We start from the raw sequence: 18,297 nt of genomic DNA on the forward strand, positions 1-18,297 counted from the left end.
ATTGCAATCGGCTCTTTCTTTAGTAGCGGGGACCAGACTCGAACTAGTGACCTTCGGGTTATGAGCCCGACGAGCTACCAACTGCTCCACCCCGCAATATATTTTTGAACAAAATTGCTTTTTTCTTTTGAAAAAACAAGATTATGATCCTTCCGAATTGGAGTACAAAGATATATTTTGTTTCTTTGTAATCCTAATAAAATTTAGAAAAATGTCACACAAAGCAGGATTCGTAAGTATCATCGGAAAGCCAAATGCTGGTAAGTCCACCCTAATGAACGCTTTAGTGGGTGAAAAAATGTCTATCATTACACCCAAAGCGCAAACGACAAGACACCGCATTATCGGTATTGTAAACGATGAAGACCACCAAATTGTGTTTTCGGACACCCCTGGTGTTATCAAACCAAACTATTCTTTGCAAGAATCAATGATGAATTTTGTCCAAGGATCGTTGATCGATGCAGACATTATTTTATTTGTGACAGATATCCACGAAAAATACGATGAGAACGATGTCCTGGAGAAATTGCGTAAAACAAATTCCCCTGTTGCCGTGCTTATCAACAAAATTGATAAATCTTCGGAAGAAGAGGTCAAGGCTAAGATTGAATTTTGGCAGGAAAAATTAAATCCAGATACCGTTTTTGCGATTTCAGCAAAATTAAATCATAATGTCGCCGCCGTGATGCACTACATCAAGGACAAGTTACCGATTCACGAAGCCTATTATGAGAAAGATGAGCTAACGGATAAATCCATGCGTTTCTTCGTCTCTGAGATGATCCGTGAAAAAGTATTCAAACTATACGATAAGGAAATCCCCTACAGTACAGAGGTAATCGTCACATCATACAAAGAAGAAGCAAATATCACACGTATTGCTGCCGAAATTATTGTAGAGCGCGACTCTCAAAAAAATATTATCATCGGAAAAGCAGGTGCCATGATCAAAAAAGTCGGTACCTATGCCCGCCAGGATATTGAAGAGTTTATCGATGGAAAAGTATTCCTCGAACTTTTTGTTAAGGTGATTCCTGACTGGAGAAGTAAAAAGAACTACCTTAAACGTTTTGGTTACGATGATTAATTCGCTTTGAAAAGTTCGTACGGAGACCTTTTTTACAGACCTCTACTGCACGAACTATTCTTCTTTTAAATTTTTACGTTGCAAAATATTCACGAAGTGCTTTAATCTGTTTCAGATTAAGCACTTTTTTTAGCTCTTCATCGGAGGCTTCCTTCACTTTTTTTACCGATTTAAACTCAGTTAACACTTTCTCAACCGTTGTTTTTCCAATACCCGGAACATTTTCCAGCTCTGAAACGAAGGTTTTGCGGCTCCGTTGATTTCTGTGGAAGGTGATTCCGAAACGGTGTGCTTCATCCCGGAGATGTTGAATGACCTTGAGGGTTTCAGACTTCTTATCCAGATAAAGTGGATATTGATCACCCGGATAGAATAGCTCCTCCAGTCTTTTGGCAATGCCGATGACCGTGACTTTCCGTTCTATCCCCAACAAGCGCAGACTCTTTAAGGCTGCGCCCAGCTGCCCCTTTCCCCCATCGATAATGATCAATTGCGGCAAAGGCTGATCTTCATCCAATAATCGCCTATAGCGTCTAAAAACAGCCTCCTCCATCGTGGCAAAATCATTGGGACCCTCCACGGTTTTCACATTAAAGTGGCGGTAATCTTTCTTCGAAGGTTTTGCATCCTTAAAGACAACAATAGCCGATACGGGATAATTCCCCTGAATATTCGAGTTATCGAAACATTCAATATGTTGCGGGAGCACATTCATGCGCAGATCTTTTTGCATCTGCTTTAAGATGCGCTCCGTCCGAATATCCGGATTAAGCTTTTCATATTGCAACAGACGCTCTTTTCTAAAAAATGCCACGTTCTTTTGGGAAAGTTCCAGCAATTTTTTCTTTTCGCCCAACTTCGGAATCGTAAATCGAATCCGTTCGTTCTCTTCAATATCCAATTCAAAAGGTACGATAATTTCCCGCGAGAGGCTTTTGAAGCGCTCCCGAATCTCCGGTATCGCCAAGGCCAAAAGCTCCTGTTCACTCTCGTCCAAACGCCTTTTCATTTCGAGGGTCTGTGTCTGAATAATAACACCATTCATGACTTTCAGGTAATTGACAAAAGCGTAACCCTCGTCTGAAGCAATACTAAATACATCCACATTGGTAATGGATGAGTTGACCACCGTCGACTTGCTCTGGTAGTTGTCCAGCTTATCCAACTTGGCCTTCATTAACTGTGCCCTTTCAAAATCCAAAGCCGCTGCTGCTGTACCAATACTTTCCTTTAAACGATTGGTCACCACAGCAATCTTTCCGTTCAGAATATCCTTGATATCACTCAGGTTCTGATCGTAGTCGTCTTCGGACTGATACCCTTCGCAGGGCCCCTTACAATTTCCAATTTGATATTCAAGACAGATCTTAAACTTGCCTTTCCGTATGTTTTCCTGTGTGAGAGCCAAATTGCAGGTACGGAGGGGAAATAGTTCACGGATCAGATCCAATACAATATGCATCATCCCCACCGAAGGATAGGGGCCATAATAACGAGACCCATCCTTGATATATTGTCTGGTCCAAAAAACCCGCGGAAAAGGTTCGTTCTTGATGACAATCCATGGATAGGTTTTATCATCCTTCAACAGAACATTATACTTGGGCTTGTGTTTCTTGATTAATGAATTCTCAAGCAACCAAGCATCAATCTCTGTATCAACTATAGTAAAAGATATACGGTTGATCTTGCGAACCAAAACACGGGTTTTGCCATTCAGCTGATTTTCATTCACGAAATACGAACCGACCCGATTACGCAGATCCTTCGCTTTACCGATATAGATCAGCTCACTATTTTTATCAAAATACTGATAGACTCCCGGTCGATGTGGTATCTTTTTTAATTCTTCTCTATAATCAAATACGTCCATTACGTTCCAATATCAAACATGTTCAGCAAAAAGGCCAGACAACAAATCTCGAAAAAATTTATTATCTGGCCCAATGGTAATCGTTAAAATAACTTAGAAACCTAAGCGATCATCTTTTAGTTTAGTCGCATCTTTACCGCTTGAATCCGTAGATCCATCTTCGACATCTGAGCCACCACCGCCCCAATACTGATTACAGTCAATGACACGGGTAAGCCCACCCTGCGGTTGCTCAAAATCGCCCTTGGTATACTTCAGATTTGAATCTTTATATACTTTCTGCATATAGTACGCAAATACAGGCATCGCTGCTGCGGCCCCCTGTCCGTACTCCATCCTGTCGAAACTAATACCTCGATCTTCTGCACCGGTCCAAACCCCTGTAACCAGTTCCGGTGTGATACCAATAAACCAGGCATCTGAGTTATCGTTGGTTGTACCTGTTTTACCACCAATTGGATTGGTGAGCTTATACATCCATTGAATACGTCTCGCCGTACCTTGGGATACCACTTTTTTCAACATATCAACAATAATATAAGCAGATTCACTATTTAAGGCTTTTACGACCTTTGGTGCTTTATCGTAGATCGGTGTACCATTTTTATCTTCAATACGTAAGATCGCAGTTGGCTCAATCCAGGTTCCTTGATTCACAAATGCCGAATAAGCACCCACCATATCAAAGACCGACGCTTCATAAGCACCTAATGAGATCGAAGGATAATTAGGCACATCACTTGTTATACCCATCCGTTTAGTCAATGCGGCCACTTCTGCAGCACCAACTTCGTGTACCAAATAGGCCGTCGCATAGTTTTGCGAATAAGCCAATGCCTTCGCTAAAGTAATCGGGTTCCCACCTTGTGCATTTCCTCTTGGCGTCCACCCATTATAGGTTTGTTGGTAATTGGGAATACTGTAACATGGTGAATAACCGTTGTCAATCGCCACCGCGTACGTAAATGGTTTCGCCGTCGATCCGACCTGACGTGTACCCATTTTTACCTGATCATATTTGAAGTGGTCAAAATCAATACCCCCAACCCAAGCTTTAATATGTCCGGTCTTCGGCTCCATAGACATCATCGCATTGCGCAACATGAGTTTATTGTACTTAATAGAATCCATTGGCGTCATCATCGTATCAACACTTCCCTTCCACGTAAAAATATTCATCGGAACCTTTACATTGAAAGCCTTTTTGATTGCGTCTTCATTCAAGCCCTCTTCTTTCAAAATACGGTAACGGTCAGAGCGCTTCATTCCACTCATGAGCAGTTTGGCTTTGTCGCCTTTAAAAGGATCCCTATTTTTCCATTGTGCGGAAAATTTAGACTGCAATTGCTTCATCCATTCTTTTTGCGAATCCTCTGCATATTGCTGCATCGACATATTGATCGTCGTATAGATTTTCAATCCATCACGATCGAGGTCATACGGCGTACCATCTGGTTTGGTGATGGACAATTTTGCAAATTCTTTTTTGATTTCATCCTTTAATACCGCTCTAAAATAGGGTGCCAAACCTTCACCGTAATTTGCAATCTTCAGTTCTAAACCAAGTGGTTTCTCCTTCGCTTTGGTAGCCTCCTCTGCCGAAATAAAATTAGCGGCAACCATATTGTTCAATACTGTATTACGGCGCGTACGTGATTTTTCGGGGTACCGCACAGGAGAATATGCTCCCGGGCCTTTAAGCATTCCTACCAAAAGGGCTGCTTGTTCCGCCGTCAGTTTATCCGGAGTCGTATTGAAATAAGTCCGCGCGGCAGATTTGATTCCGTAGGTATTATAAGCACCAAAGTCTACCGTATTAAAATACATGGTAATAATCTCATCTTTGGTATAATTTCTTTCCAAACGAACAGCGGTAATCCATTCCTGAAATTTTTGGATGACACGCTTTAGAAAATTCTTTTGCCGTCCATCCGAAAATAGATTCAGAGCCAGCTGCTGTGTAATGGTACTTCCCCCCTGTTTGTTACCGGTCAAGGTGTGAAAGATAACTGTAAATGTCCGTGAGTAGTCTATCCCGGAGTGATCATAAAAGCGTTTATCCTCTGTAGAAACCAATGCTTTGACCAAATAAGGTGACAATTCACTATACTTTACATTGGAACGGTTTTGGACATAATACGTTCCCAATACCTTATGATCTTCCGTGATAACTTCAGACGCTAAATTACTTTTGGGGTTTTCCAAATCACTGAAGGAGGGTAATTTTCCAAATAGGCCAAGACGTATACTCAATATAAAGAGAAAACCTATCGCGACAATCCCGACGATAATTTTCCAAAAATTGAACGTATACCGCTTGACATCAGCCTCAGTAAGTTGATTTTTTTTTGATACTCGTTTCATCTATTTACTAAATTTCAAACGTAAATATTATTCATTGTAAAGACCGCAATGCAGAGACCATTTTTCCAACCGCAGTTGCATTTTGCAAACTTGGATAGGGCATCATTTTGATCTTTAAAGACTTCAATTAAGACATTAATGCACACTCTATCAGATAGTGTGCCAAGAATCCCTACTTTGGCAAAGGTATTACTAATTGGGCCAAAAGCAAGAATTTAAACGTGAAAATATTGTGGCGAACTACGCGCGTTCAATCAAGCAAACCGCATAGGCAACCACCCCTTCCTGACGACCGATAAATCCCATTGTTTCATTTGTTGTTGCTTTAATAGAGATGTCATCGATATCCAAACCCGTTGCTTCAGCCAGTTTAACCTTCATTTGTGGAATGTAGGGTTTTATCTTAGGAGCTTCCAGGCACAGCATCGCATCAATATTGCCAAGCGTATATCCCTTCGCAGCAATCAGCGCCATACATTCTTTTAATAACAATAAACTGCTAATGCCTTTCCAGCGCATATCTGTATTTGGGAAGTGGTAGCCAATATCTTCCAAATTGGCGGCGCCTAAAATGGCATCACATATCGCATGAACCAACACATCGGCATCAGAATGCCCGAAGGCTCCAGCATGATGCTCCAGTTGCACTCCACCAACAATAAACGGATGACCATCTTTCATCTGATGGACATCAAATCCAAATCCTACCTTAATTTTCATTACACGAATTATAGCTATGCTGTCTGTTCACATCCTTAAGATATGCCCAAACACGCGGTTTATATACACTAAATCGGCCAATGCATGCTATTTGACAAGCTAGCATAGGTATAGATCAAAACCGATTCATCTTCGCTGAGATTCCCTGGTATGAACATCTAAAATCATTGACAGATTACTGCGAAGATAGCAATTCGCAGCTATATTTATTGCGACAAAAGGTTTCTGGCAGGTAGCGCAACGAAAATCATTGAAATAACGGTTCGACCAGATGAAAAAGAGTCGCATAAAAAAAAGGCTATCCTTGAGAATAGCCTTTTTCTATATTATTGTCTGTTTGTTTTTCGAAACGCTTCCAAAGGTAAAGCTTAAGCTTCTACTTCTTCTGGCGCAAACTGATCATATACTTCTCCAAAAGCATCGTAGTCCTGATCGCCATTAGGCTCAAAAACCTGAATATCTTTTGATCGAGCAAAATCAACTATTTCCGTGTTGACATTTTCGTCAGCGACAACCACCATATCGGTAAAATGCAAAGCACCTTTGTAGATCGCCTCATAACTACCATCGCCGTACACCTGCGCATCCGCAGCCTTAAAGGAGCCCTCGGGCGCCATTTCAGCATACTTTGTACCTAATGTACCTTTAAATTCTTCATTGAACAAAGAGTACATCACTTTTGCATCCTTGAATGTAGGATCGTCTTTATACGTTGTCTTCACGTAAGCCGGTACCAAAGCAGAGAACCATCCATGACAGTGTACTACATCAGGGGACCAACCTAATTTCTTCACAGTTTCCAATGCTCCTTTACAGAAGAACACCGAACGCTCATTATTGTCTGCAAAGAATTCGCCATGCTCATCACTAAAAACTTTTTTACGCTGAAAGTAGTCTTCATTATCCAAGAAATATACCTGCATACGGGCCGCAGGTAATGAAGCAACTTTAATAATTAGCGGATTATCATTATTATCCACAACAATGTTCAAGCCTGAAAGACGAATAACCTCATGTAATCTATTTCGACGCTCATTGATATTCCCAAAACGCGGCATTAAGATCCGGATCTCAAAACCCTTTTCTTGCATCGCTTGCGGAAGTTGACGTGTAATTTCAGAAATTTTAGTTAATTCGAGGAAAGGCGACATCTCGTGAGTAATAAACAATATCTTCGTTTTTGCCATCTCCAGTTATTTTTATTTATTATTTTCGAACAGTAAAATCGGTCTACAAAGGTACGAAAAAAATACTTACTATGCAATTTACTATTAATCATCGTTTTATATTCCCAAAATATTATGCAACTTTGCCAACAAAAACTAAATAGCAAAGTGGAAATTTTCAAAACGAAAGCATCTCTCCAAGCATACCTGCAACAAGCCCGATCAACAGGTCAAAAAATCGCTCTAATTCCTACGATGGGCGCTTTACATGAAGGACATTTATCCCTATTAAATTATGCAAAACCAATCAGCGATATTCGTGTTTGCAGCATTTTTGTTAACCCCACACAATTTAACGATCCGAAAGATCTCGAAAAATATCCACGGCCCATTGAAAACGACATTAGATTACTGGAATCCGTCGATTGCGACATTCTCTTTTTACCAAGTGTCGATGAAATGTATCCCGATAAAAATGAAGCCTGGCATCTTGACCTTGGCGAACTGGATCAGATTTGGGAAGGTGAAAAACGCCCCGGGCATTTCCAAGGTGTCACCCAGGTGGTCTATAAATTATTTACCTTAGTACAACCGGATATTGCTTGTTTCGGGCAAAAAGATTTTCAACAGGTCATGGTCATCAAACGCATGATAGCCATGAAGGATCTCGCGATTCAATTGGCGATATGTCCTATCATTCGAGATCAAGACGGCCTAGCACTGAGCTCTAGAAACGCGCGCTTAAGCGACGCTGGAAAAAGAACAGCTTTGGCGCTCTCCCGCTCCCTGCAATATGTAAAAGATCATATACATGACGCTATCCCGCTAGCGGAAATAAAGGACAAAGCCTTGCAGATTTTAACAGACACCGAAGGACTAACCGTTGAATATTTTGCCCTATGTGAGAGTTCGACCTTAAAAGAAGTCAATCACATCGATTTCAGTAAGCAGCATGTCGCACTTGTCGCTGCCTGGGTTGAAGGTGTTCGTTTGATTGATAATATGATTCTGAATAATTTGTCAAATTAATTGACAAATCTTTCAAATTCAGTAGAAAGCCCTACCTTTGCGCCATGGTAATAGAAGTAATGAAATCCAAGATTCACCGCGTTAAAGTCACACAAGCGGAATTGAATTATGTGGGTAGTATCACGATAGATGAAGATTTGATGGATGCCGCAAATATCATCGCTAACGAGAAAGTTCAAATCGTAAACAACAATAATGGAGCCCGTCTTGAAACATACGTCATCCCAGGGCAACGTGGATCAGGCATTATCTGTTTGAATGGTGCTGCGGCTCGCCTGGTTCAGGTCGGCGACATCGTCATCATCATTTCCTACGCAAACATGGATTTTGAGGAAGCTAAGAAGTTTAAACCTTCCGTTGTATTTCCAGACGACAACAATCATCTGATTAAATAGTCAGGAAGCAAGTTAAGCTTAGCACATAGAAACTTTATAATTTTTTAATGAGTGGATCACGAATACTCACAAAATAAAATCGTATTTTTGAAGCGTTACCCTAAAAAGTAACGCTTTTTTATGTACCGAAAAACAACGAAATCCCCACGTCAGCTTATCGCATTTTGCCAATTGGTATTAATGTCGCTGATTATTATTTCGGGTGTTGTTTTTATGCACAAAGAGGTAAAATCAACCGGTGAGATTGTCATGCACACCCACCCTTATGATTTTACCAAGAAACAAAAGCCGCAAGAAACAGATGACCAAATCGAATACCTCAATGTCATCTATCACAATACCTACGTACAAACTGAATTTACCGTCCTTGAGCTTCCTATTCCGCGTGAAGTAAAAGAGGAACGCTATCATTTATTTTGTCCGGAAGCATTCACCACAACCGTCGATCATTACCACTTACGTGGTCCCCCCAGCTTAGCATAAATCAAAAATCAAAGATTTCGAAGGTCTGCAGTCCAGGGTGGCCAAACTCGTGTTGTGCAAAAAACAATATGTTAGCCATGCGCTCAATTGATTGGTCCAGTTGCTATGGAATGTAGTACCTATCGATAAGTATCTTTTGATACCATCTTTTCGTTGCCTCCTTTTCGAGCATTGTCTTTTCACAATGGCGAAAACGTTTGCTGAATAACCTTGGCGGGAGTTCAGTACGTTGCCTGGTATAAAGCACCTTACTAAAAAACGAGCCATTCGCCTGTTTTCGAGAAGTTTGCAATACCTCGAGCGCCATTTATGCAATAGGAATAGACCTCGCTATACGAGGCTTAAATGTTTTAAATTTTTATCAAATTACGATGCTAAAGCAATACACATTATTGGCCACATTACTGGCTGGTACATCCACTATATACGCCCAGTCAAAACTTGAAGGCTACTTGTTCAATAAAAATCATGAAGCGGTTCCTTCCGGTACCCTGACCTTAAAAAACAGCAAGCTCGCGACAACATCCGATGCCGATGGCTACTTTAAGCTGTCTGCAATATCAACGCAAAAAGTAACCTTGAATATATCTGCAGTGGGCTATCGTTCCTTCAGCAAAGTCATCTCTTTAGACACGTTGAAGGCACCATTGCAAATCCAACTGGAGGAAGACAACCTCAATTTGGATGAGGTTGTGGTTTCAGCTACACGCTATGGCGTAAAACGTAAGGACGCTCCTGTGGTGGTCAATGTCATTGGTCCCAAATTATTTAATGCGACACAATCTGTCGCTATGTCGGAAACATTGAATTATCAACCGGGGGTACGGGTCGAAAACAATTGCCAGAATTGCGGTTTTTCACAAGTCCGGCTTAATGGTCTCGAGGGCCCCTATTCACAAATATTGATCAATAGTAGGGCGGTATTTTCCGCACTAAATAGCGTATACGGTTTGGATCAGATTCCAACCAGTATGATCGACCGTATTGAGGTTGTGCGCAGCGGCGGTTCGGCTTTATTTGGTGCCAATGCCATTGCAGGGACCATCAATATTATTACAAAAGATCCGGTAGAGAACGACTGGCAGGTCAAATCCACCAACTCACTTATTGGTGGCAAAAGCTGGGATAATACCGTTGATTTTAATACCTCAACCGTTTCGGAAGACCTCAAAAGAGGAGCCACATTCTACGGCATGCACCGTAATCGGGAAGCTTACGATGCGAATGGTGATGGTTTTTCGGAAATAACCAAACTTCGTAACACCACTTTCGGCACAAAATTATTTTACAAGCCGAGTGACCTGGATAAGATAACGGTTGACTTTAGCACCGTGAACGAGTTCCGCCGCGGTGGTGATCAACTCGATAAAGTACCCCATCTGACGCAAATCACCGAGCAATTGGAAACCAGTTCGCTTGTTGGCGGAATCACCTACGATCATTATTCCACCGATTATAAGCAAAAAATGTCCCTGTATGGCTCTGTGCAGAAAACTGTTCGCGACAGCTACTATGGCGGTCTTGGAGGCGGAACAACACTTGCCGACAGCACATTAGCCGCAAATGCCTATGGAAAAACAAATGATATCGCGCTGGTTGCCGGGGGACAATATACCTACAACTTTGAAAGAGATGTATTTACTGCCGGAGTGGAGTTTTCATACAATGATACCCAGGATGAAATACCGGGGTATAAACGAACCATCGATCAGCAGAATAAAGGACTAGGCAGTTATGCCCAATACGAATGGAAACCTTTAAGTAATTTTAAAACGTTAATTGGAGCGCGATATGATTATACCTATGTAGACGGTAAATATAGTCTTGCAGGTATAAATAGGAACTCAGATCAGCGCTTCGGCACCTTTAGTCCACGGTTGACCATCTTATACGATATCACAAAAAACCTCCAATTTAGAGGGGGTTATGCACGTGGCTTCCGTGCGCCACAGGCATTTAATGAGGACATGCATGTCACTTCCATTGGCGGAAACCAAGTCTTTGTATTGATCGGTGAAAATCTGAAAACAGAATACTCCAATGCGTATACAGGTTCTTTTAGCTACAATAAAAATTTCGGAAATGTACAAACCAGTTTGCTCGTGGAGGGATTTTACACGGATCTAAATAATCAGTTTGTCAACGTCATGGCGTCTGAAAAAGACGGATTGATTATCCAGGAAATGCAAAATGGTGAAGGGGCCCGGGTGTATGGTTCTAATATTGAAATCAATATCGCGCCATCCTCCTGGTTTTCTATCCAAACCGGCGGGACGATCCAGCGCTCACGTTACAAGAAAGACCAAATCATCTATACAGGAAAAGAAGATGGGCAGGATATCCTCACCAAAAAATATGTCCGTACGCCCAACATTTATGGTTATTTGAATAGCAACCTGAAAGCAACCAAACAATTTGCGATCGATCTGACTGGAGTATATACGGGAAAAATGATTGTTCCACACATTCAAAATGATGTGATGACCCTCAAAAATGCCCGGGACTTTGTGGAATTAAATCTCCGTTTAGGCTACACCTTTCCAATACATAAGGATTTCAGCATCGAAATTTTTGGTGGAGTACAAAACATGTTCAATGCTTTTCAGAAGGACTTCGACAAGGGAGCGCTACGTGATTCAGACTATATCTATGGTCCAACACGCCCCCGTACTTACACGTTTGGACTTCGTGTTGGTCATTTTCATTAACATAAATTTGGGATATGAAGCATTTCCAAAAAATATATGTGCTCTTAATCCTATTCTTTTATCCGCTCTGCCACTATGGACAGGAGCGGATAAATTGGATTGATTTTGCGCAATTGGATTCACTCCTGGCCGTTTCACCACGCGAAACACTGCTCTTTATTCATACAGATTGGTGCAGCTACTGCCGAAAAATGGAACAGGAAATCTTTACAAAAAAAGAGATTGTCCAATTAATCAACAAGCGCTACTATGCGGTGAAGCTCGACGCAGAATCTATCGATGAGATTGCTTTTGATCGAAGCATATGGAAGCCCTTAAGCAAAAGAAAAAAAACAGGACAATTCCATCCTTTAGCTTTGCAATTGCTACAAGGGAGAAAAATGATTTTCCCAACTCTCCTACATTTTGACAGCGAATTTCGACTAAAAAGTATACAGCAAAAATACCTGAACTCAAAGGAGTTAGCCGTTTTTTTAGAATAATTTAACATTTACGTGTAGCGAACTCCATTATTCCTGCGTTTTGGATTTTATAATTAATACACACTTTAAGAAATTATGAAAAATATCACGAAATTATTAATGGCGTTTTTGTGTCTGGGGGTTCTTTTTACGGCTTGTAATAAAGATAATATCGATTATGATGCATTGAATAGACAACAAATAGAAGCTGCTAGAAAAGAAAAAGCACGCAGGGATTCCCTATTAAGAATACAAGCACCTCTTTTAGAGCAATACGCCAAAACCAAATGGAAAGAAAATGCACGGTTTTCCGACTCTACAGGAATCTGGTACAAAGTAGAGCTTGCAACAGATAACTCAACACCATATAGTTATACAGGAAGTATCGGCTATTATGGTCCACAAGCAAACGCGTGGTCTGCAACCTTAAACTTCAAAGGCGAACTGATGGATGGAACTGTGTTCGACAAAAATACAGATGGTGTTCCTAAAGTTTATGACGACATTCGCGTTGCCATAAAAACTTATGGCCAAGCATGGGTGCAAGCATTTATTCCTACCATTATTAATATCCAAGGTCAAGATGTAAGATTTGAAGGTTTATTACAAAAAGGATTGCAAAAAGGAGACAAAATAAGCTTTATTGCTCCTTCTTACTATTCTTTTGATCAAGTAGAATATACAACAGGAAGCGAAAAGGTAACTGTTCCTAAAAATACACCAGTAGTATACACCATCGACCTAAAAGCTGTTGGTGCTGTTAAATAAAAAATAAAAACAATGCATTCATCGAAGCCGTTCTCCTCGTGAGAATGGCTTTTTTGTAAGTACACGTTCAGAAGTGTAAATTAATGTATCAAAATGTTAATTGTTATAGCGAAAACCTTTAACGAAGAAAAAATAATATACATTTGCAAAGCTACTTTCATAAAGAAAATAGCTTTTCCTTGAAAAACCAATAAAAAATATAATGAAAAAACTGTTATCACCACTATTCATGGGAATTGCAGCAATCGCTTTCCTTATTATCAGCTGTAACAAAAGCGACGATGCGCCGGTTTATGATGCGAATGCACAATTTAAAACGGATTCTGTAACACTTAAAAATTACGTTAGCCAAAATTACCCCAATGCACAATACAACAGCGAAACGGGAATTTGGTATGAAATTCTTGCCGAAGGAACAGGGAACTATGAATATAAAGTGGTTGACACATTAAATGGCAAATACTTAAAATTTAAACCGACTGTAAAATACGTTGGAAAATTATTGAGTGGAAGTGTATTTGATCAAACTGATACTGCAAAAGAATTTGAAATCATCACAAACACGGGGTATCAATATCCATTTTACAGCACTATTATTCCTGCTTGGACCTTCGCATTTGCTCCGCAAAAAATCGGCGACATGAAATTAGGCGGCTTAACCGAAAAAGGTCTACAAAAAGGCAGTAAAATTCACATCATGGCACCTTCCCTTTATGGATACCAAAACCAGGCTGTCGGAACTATTCCGGCAAACTCACCATTGGATTTTGTCATTGAAGTTACAGATATCAAATAATTATCGCCCCTTCTGAAGTAATAAAGCATAAAAGCTCCTAAAATGATCTCATTTTAGGAGCTTTTTAGTTCAAAGAGGTTTTCAACATAAACCTTCACAGCATCATTGCCTCATATCGACCCCTCTCTACAGGGAAATATGCTCCCACAATCTCTTCAAACTAAGAAATAAGGATTGATCTGTTTATCGGACGATAGTTTTAGTGTTTCCAAAATTATCCAAAAACTCAAAAGTAAGATCGATATTAATACTGATATATCTTGATACCTACTTATACCTAATAATAATTTTTAATCAATTTTTAAACAGTGATCAGTCACTAGCAATTCAGTGCTCACTGAACAAGCACTGAACTATCACTGAACAAGCACTGTCTAAAGAGTTAATTTCGTCACTATCTAATTCTAATTTTTCTGTAGAAAAAATGAAAGAGAAAAAAGAAAGGCGCTATACTTAAGTAACAAAAGGATCGCTGCTGTGCGGTAATGGTATGATCCGAAAACAACACTTTAAATTAATTAAACCAAGGAGGAAATTGAAACACCACTCGAAACAGGATTTTAGAAAAAATAAAAGCTCGAAGTGGGGAACTCCGAGCTTTACCTAACCAATTATTAACCTAAATTATGAAAAGTTCTTTATATATTATTTTTAATATCTTTCGTTTCTTTTGATATATCAAAGGTACTACAGATCTGCTTTCATGTCAAGAAATTTAACAGCATTTAACGTTGTTAAAATTATGTTAAAACAATTTAGCACTCCTTGTGTCTTAAAAGGGAGTCTACTAACCTTTCGACTTTCAATAACAAAATCTTCAGCCAAAGAGCTATATAACCAATCGGTGCTCATTTGCAATTTCCCATACTGCTCCTTGTAAATAGCATATAAAAAAGTTATTCCTAACGTCGATTTGCTCCCAACTTGTAAAAAGCGTGCATCTACAATGACAGCAGTTTAAAAGGTGGACCCAACGTGGACTCACTGTGCACGCACTCCGCTTGCGAGCCGAAAGAGGCAATAAAATCTTAGCACTTTTATTCGCATAAGGGCGGGCAGAGTATCAAAAAAAAGAAATAAATTTGTGAGAAGATCCAACATCAATTGGTATCCTATTTAGTTAGACGATTAATAGCATATGAAAATAGCTTTAGCACAATTGAATTACCATATCGGTAATTTTGAAGCAAATACTAAAAAAATAATTAACGCGATCCAACAGGCCAAAGAAGCAACGGCCGATCTTATTATTTTTGCCGAACTCGCAATTGGTGGTTACCCTGCCAAGGATCTTTTGCGAAGTAAGGCCTTTAAACGTCAATGCGATGAAGCTATTCATCAAATCGCAGCCCATTGTCAGGATATCGCCTGTATCATTGGGGCACCAGTCAAAAACAGTGATCCTGAGGGCAAAGAGCTTTATAATACTGCTGTATTTATTGAGCATGGGGCAGTCCGAAACATTGTTAAAAAAGGCCTTTTGCCCGATTATGATGTATTTGATGAATATCGTTATTTTGAGCCCAGCAGACGTTTTGATTGTATCGAGTTGAACGGCGTAAAAATCGCCTTAACCATTTGCGAAGATTTGTGGGATGATGACGACGGGGGCAATTCTTACGTTGGTGATCCCATGGCGGAATTGAGAAATGAAAATCCAGACCTCCTCATCAACATTGCGGCCTCCCCTTTTTCCTATACCCATTTTGATGAACGGATCAAGGTCCTCAGCCAACAGGTAGCAAAGGCTGGTAGACCGCTCATTTATGTCAATCAAATTGGCGCTCACATGGATATTATCTTTGATGGACGCTCAATCGCCCTGAATAATGAAGGAACAAAAATTGCAGAACTAAAAAGCTTTGAAGAAGACCTTCAATTTGTCACCTACCATCAACAAAATATAACGTCCACCACGGCTTCTTCAAAGGAGTCTATAGCTGAGATGGCTCTTATACATGATGCACTGATCCTTGGCCTTCGTGATTATTTTCAAAAATCTGGTTTCAAAAAGGCGGTTTTAGGTCTGTCCGGGGGGCTCGATTCGGCCTTAGTCGCCGCCTTGGCCTGTGAGGCTTTGGGCGCCGATAATGTGTTAGCCATACTGATGCCATCGGTCTACTCTTCCGACCATTCGATAAAAGATGCGATGGATCTCGTCAACAATACCGGCTGTAAACATTATATCGTTCCGATAAAAGATATTGCCAATGCCTTCGAACATAGTTTAGCTCCTCTTTTTGAAGGGCTACAGCCAGATACGACTGAAGAGAATATTCAAGCACGTGCGCGTGCGGTAATTCTGATGGCCGCTTCCAATAAATTCGGCAATATTTTACTCAATACATCCAACAAAAGTGAGGCTGCTGTCGGATATGGCACACTCTATGGTGATATGGCAGGTTCCATCTCCGTGATCGGTGATGTTTACAAATCCAAAGCCTATGATTTAGCACGCTATATCAATCGAGAACGGGAGATCATTCCAGTCAATACCATTGAAAAGGCACCTTCTGCGGAACTTCGACCAGATCAAAAAGATTCGGACTCCTTACCGGAATACGACTTATTGGATCAAATCCTTTTTGAGCTTATCGAAAATGAGAAAGCAGGATCTGAAGTTGTAGCAATGGGCTTTGAAAAATCGTTAGTAGAAAGGGTATGTAAATTGGTTAATAATGCGGAATTCAAACGTTTTCAAGCTCCTCCTATACTGCGTGTTAGTCCAAAAGCTTTTGGTCCAGGAAGACAGATTCCGTTGGTGGCAAAATATCCTTATTAATTTTACAATTCGGATTAAACCATATTTATAGTTTTTTGTCTAAAGTAATAGATTGTAAAACCTAAAAGGATGGTAGCATCCCGGACGGTAAAAAAACAATTGCCATAAAGACCGTCAACTGTACTATTTTTACAATTGAAAGGTATGCGGATAAAGGATAAAAACAAATTAGTTAAATAAATATAAGTTCCATATAGGCCATGAACCATCATGAGTGTGGTTGTCCAATACGGCGACAAAATACTCATGGTAGATTCATCACAGTTGATAAATAAATTACTACGATGAAAAAGATTCTATTATTTTTGGTGCTTTGCGTTGCACTCGCATCATGTTCGTCTTATCAATACAATACCACTCGGGTAGAAAAGATGGATTTTACTCCTTTCAAGACCTATGCTTGGTTACCTCCGGTAGACTCGCTTTCGAAGTCTTATTTTGACAACGATATCGCCAAAGCCAATATCTTGGATGCCGCGAATACTGCGCTGGAGGCAAAGGGCCTGCAATATTCTAAAGATAATCCTGATCTACTATTTCGGTATATTACTATTGTCAACAATAAAAGCCGTTTAATTTATGGTGGCGGCGGTTATTACGGCTGGGGTGGTCCCTGGGGCTGGTACCGTCCATGGTTTTCACCTTACTACTATGGCGGCGGCTATTACCCCGTTGCAAAAGAACGCTATCGATATGGTCATTTGATTATTGAAGCCATCGATCGCAAAACAAACGCAGTAATCTGGCAGGCACGTGGTTCTGGCGATGTTGATAATCCTGAAAAGGCAATTAATAACATCAGCAAGGTTGCAAAAGGTGTTATTGACCTATTTCCTGTAAAAACTATAAAGAAATAAGAGATATTCTCATTTTAAAAAAGGCTGGTTTACAAAATAAATCAGCCTTTTTAGTGTAACTAAAATTATTAGATAGCATCAGTGCCCTCCCTGCGCTCCCACAGCAAAAATATAAGCTGATTTACCATCTTTCCTCGGCAAATTTTGACTATTTTTAATTATTAATTACCGACAATTCATTGAAAAAATATTTGCTATTCTTAGATACGGAAACATCTGGTTTACCGAAAAAATGGAACAAGAGTTATATGGACAGTGACAATTGGCCCCATATTTTACAATTGGCCTGGATCATCTATGACGAAGACCAACAGGAAGTTAAACGAACCAATAAATATATTTACGAGCCGTTAATACCAATTAGCCCTGCATCCGAACAGATTCATGGATTGACACCACCTTTTCTAATGAAATATGGTGAGAAGAAAAAAGACGTATTACGGAAATTCAGTCATGACATCAAAAAATATAAGCCGCAGTTAATCGGCCATTTTCTATCATTCGACCTGCAGGTATTAGCAGCCGAATTCTATCGATCCAACTTGGCTATTCCATTTCATAACTTAGCATATTTTTGCACCTTGTTGCATAGCAAAAAATACGTTCGGAATCCGAATATGGTACATCTTCCACTTTCATCGCTACATGAAACGCTATTTTCGAGTCCAGCGACCGAAATGCATAATGCAGAAAAAGATGCCGAGATTACCGCTAAATGTTATTTTGAAATGATTCGAAAAGATGAATTATCCGAGCAGGACATACAAAATCAGCAAGCTGAATTCGAAAACATCTGTTAATGTAA

The 18,297-nt window shown here is 40.1% G+C and carries 15 protein-coding genes and 1 tRNA gene; 11 read left to right on the forward strand and 5 right to left on the reverse strand.

Annotated features, from left to right (window positions below; genetic code table 11):
- Positions 1–23 precede the first annotated feature (23 nt).
- Positions 24–96 (reverse strand) — tRNA-Met (locus BGP15_RS06960).
- Positions 97–211: 115 nt separating this feature from the next.
- On the opposite strand from BGP15_RS06960, the gene era reads away from it, so the two are divergent.
- Positions 212–1,090 carry a GTPase Era gene (era, locus tag BGP15_RS06965; protein ID WP_070570335.1) on the forward strand — a complete coding sequence of 293 codons (879 nt, stop codon included), beginning with the start codon at positions 212–214 and terminating at the stop codon, positions 1,088–1,090.
- A gap of 73 nt (positions 1,091–1,163) precedes the next feature.
- On the opposite strand, the gene uvrC is transcribed toward era, so the two are convergent.
- From uvrC to BGP15_RS06985, 4 genes are all read right to left on the reverse strand, one after another.
- The gene (gene uvrC, locus BGP15_RS06970) at positions 1,164–2,963 is read right to left on the reverse strand and encodes an excinuclease ABC subunit UvrC (RefSeq protein ID WP_115046553.1); all 1,800 of its coding nucleotides are present in this window, start codon (positions 2,961–2,963) and stop codon (positions 1,164–1,166) included.
- A 93-nt stretch (positions 2,964–3,056) separates the two neighbouring features.
- A complete protein-coding gene (locus tag BGP15_RS06975; RefSeq protein WP_112374936.1) occupies positions 3,057–5,327 on the reverse strand; it encodes a penicillin-binding protein 1A in 2,271 nt (756 codons plus the stop codon).
- 240 nt (positions 5,328–5,567) lie between these two features.
- Complete coding sequence (gene ispF / locus BGP15_RS06980; protein ID WP_286769077.1) at positions 5,568–6,047, reverse strand: 2-C-methyl-D-erythritol 2,4-cyclodiphosphate synthase; 480 nt, start codon at positions 6,045–6,047, stop codon at positions 5,568–5,570.
- 368 nt (positions 6,048–6,415) lie between these two features.
- Positions 6,416–7,234 (reverse strand): glycogen/starch synthase, encoded by an 819-nt coding sequence (locus tag BGP15_RS06985; protein ID WP_070570107.1) that lies wholly within the window; start codon positions 7,232–7,234, stop codon positions 6,416–6,418.
- A gap of 114 nt (positions 7,235–7,348) precedes the next feature.
- Here BGP15_RS06985 and panC point away from each other — a divergent pair, with 114 nt between their 5' ends.
- The 10 genes from panC (at position 7,349) to BGP15_RS07035 (ending at position 18,292) form a co-directional block, all read left to right on the forward strand.
- Positions 7,349–8,242: a pantoate--beta-alanine ligase gene (panC, locus tag BGP15_RS06990; protein WP_312523616.1), complete on the forward strand. Its 894-nt coding sequence runs from the start codon at positions 7,349–7,351 to the stop codon at positions 8,240–8,242.
- Between the two features lie 44 nt (positions 8,243–8,286).
- Positions 8,287–8,637, forward strand: a complete 351-nt coding sequence (gene panD, locus BGP15_RS06995) for an aspartate 1-decarboxylase (RefSeq protein WP_115046550.1) — start codon at positions 8,287–8,289, stop codon at positions 8,635–8,637.
- Between the two features lie 120 nt (positions 8,638–8,757).
- A complete protein-coding gene (locus BGP15_RS07000) occupies positions 8,758–9,120 on the forward strand; it encodes a DUF8478 family putative metalloprotein (protein WP_115046549.1) in 363 nt (120 codons plus the stop codon).
- A gap of 371 nt (positions 9,121–9,491) precedes the next feature.
- Positions 9,492–11,828: a TonB-dependent receptor gene (locus BGP15_RS07005; RefSeq protein ID WP_286769078.1), complete on the forward strand. Its 2,337-nt coding sequence runs from the start codon at positions 9,492–9,494 to the stop codon at positions 11,826–11,828.
- A gap of 14 nt (positions 11,829–11,842) precedes the next feature.
- On the forward strand, positions 11,843–12,310 hold the full coding sequence (locus BGP15_RS07010; RefSeq protein ID WP_286769079.1) for a thioredoxin family protein: 468 nt from the start codon (positions 11,843–11,845) through the stop codon (positions 12,308–12,310).
- A gap of 75 nt (positions 12,311–12,385) precedes the next feature.
- Positions 12,386–13,057 (forward strand): FKBP-type peptidyl-prolyl cis-trans isomerase, encoded by a 672-nt coding sequence (locus BGP15_RS07015; protein ID WP_088163058.1) that lies wholly within the window; start codon positions 12,386–12,388, stop codon positions 13,055–13,057.
- A 202-nt stretch (positions 13,058–13,259) separates the two neighbouring features.
- On the forward strand, positions 13,260–13,853 hold the full coding sequence (locus BGP15_RS07020) for an FKBP-type peptidyl-prolyl cis-trans isomerase (RefSeq protein WP_286769080.1): 594 nt from the start codon (positions 13,260–13,262) through the stop codon (positions 13,851–13,853).
- Positions 13,854–14,991: 1,138 nt separating this feature from the next.
- Complete coding sequence (locus BGP15_RS07025; RefSeq protein ID WP_286769081.1) at positions 14,992–16,635, forward strand: NAD+ synthase; 1,644 nt, start codon at positions 14,992–14,994, stop codon at positions 16,633–16,635.
- Positions 16,636–16,919: 284 nt separating this feature from the next.
- On the forward strand, positions 16,920–17,492 hold the full coding sequence (locus BGP15_RS07030; RefSeq protein ID WP_046672038.1) for a DUF4136 domain-containing protein: 573 nt from the start codon (positions 16,920–16,922) through the stop codon (positions 17,490–17,492).
- A gap of 179 nt (positions 17,493–17,671) precedes the next feature.
- Positions 17,672–18,292: a 3'-5' exonuclease gene (locus BGP15_RS07035; RefSeq protein WP_172462409.1), complete on the forward strand. Its 621-nt coding sequence runs from the start codon at positions 17,672–17,674 to the stop codon at positions 18,290–18,292.
- Positions 18,293–18,297 lie beyond the last annotated feature (5 nt).

The sequence above is a fragment of the Sphingobacterium sp. 40-24 genome (assembly GCF_001899705.1).
Lineage (GTDB): Bacteria > Bacteroidota > Bacteroidia > Sphingobacteriales > Sphingobacteriaceae > Sphingobacterium > Sphingobacterium multivorum.

Bases quoted from the DNA above. Each gene is read 5' to 3' on its own strand.
- BGP15_RS07010 (WP_286769079.1), top strand. From the start codon at position 11,843: ATGAAGCATTTCCAAAAAATATATGTGCTCTTAATCCTATTCTTTTAT.
- BGP15_RS07005 (WP_286769078.1), top strand. From the start codon at position 9,492: ATGCTAAAGCAATACACATTATTGGCCACATTACTGGCTGGTACATCC.
- BGP15_RS06975 (WP_112374936.1), bottom strand. From the start codon at position 5,327: ATGAAACGAGTATCAAAAAAAAATCAACTTACTGAGGCTGATGTCAAG.
- BGP15_RS06985 (WP_070570107.1), bottom strand. From the start codon at position 7,234: ATGGCAAAAACGAAGATATTGTTTATTACTCACGAGATGTCGCCTTTC.
- uvrC (WP_115046553.1), bottom strand. From the start codon at position 2,963: ATGGACGTATTTGATTATAGAGAAGAATTAAAAAAGATACCACATCGA.
- BGP15_RS07015 (WP_088163058.1), top strand. From the start codon at position 12,386: ATGAAAAATATCACGAAATTATTAATGGCGTTTTTGTGTCTGGGGGTT.
- BGP15_RS07020 (WP_286769080.1), top strand. From the start codon at position 13,260: ATGAAAAAACTGTTATCACCACTATTCATGGGAATTGCAGCAATCGCT.
- panC (WP_312523616.1), top strand. From the start codon at position 7,349: ATGCAACTTTGCCAACAAAAACTAAATAGCAAAGTGGAAATTTTCAAA.
- ispF (WP_286769077.1), bottom strand. From the start codon at position 6,047: ATGAAAATTAAGGTAGGATTTGGATTTGATGTCCATCAGATGAAAGAT.
- era (WP_070570335.1), top strand. From the start codon at position 212: ATGTCACACAAAGCAGGATTCGTAAGTATCATCGGAAAGCCAAATGCT.
- panD (WP_115046550.1), top strand. From the start codon at position 8,287: ATGGTAATAGAAGTAATGAAATCCAAGATTCACCGCGTTAAAGTCACA.
- BGP15_RS07000 (WP_115046549.1), top strand. From the start codon at position 8,758: ATGTACCGAAAAACAACGAAATCCCCACGTCAGCTTATCGCATTTTGC.
- BGP15_RS07025 (WP_286769081.1), top strand. From the start codon at position 14,992: ATGAAAATAGCTTTAGCACAATTGAATTACCATATCGGTAATTTTGAA.
- BGP15_RS07030 (WP_046672038.1), top strand. From the start codon at position 16,920: ATGAAAAAGATTCTATTATTTTTGGTGCTTTGCGTTGCACTCGCATCA.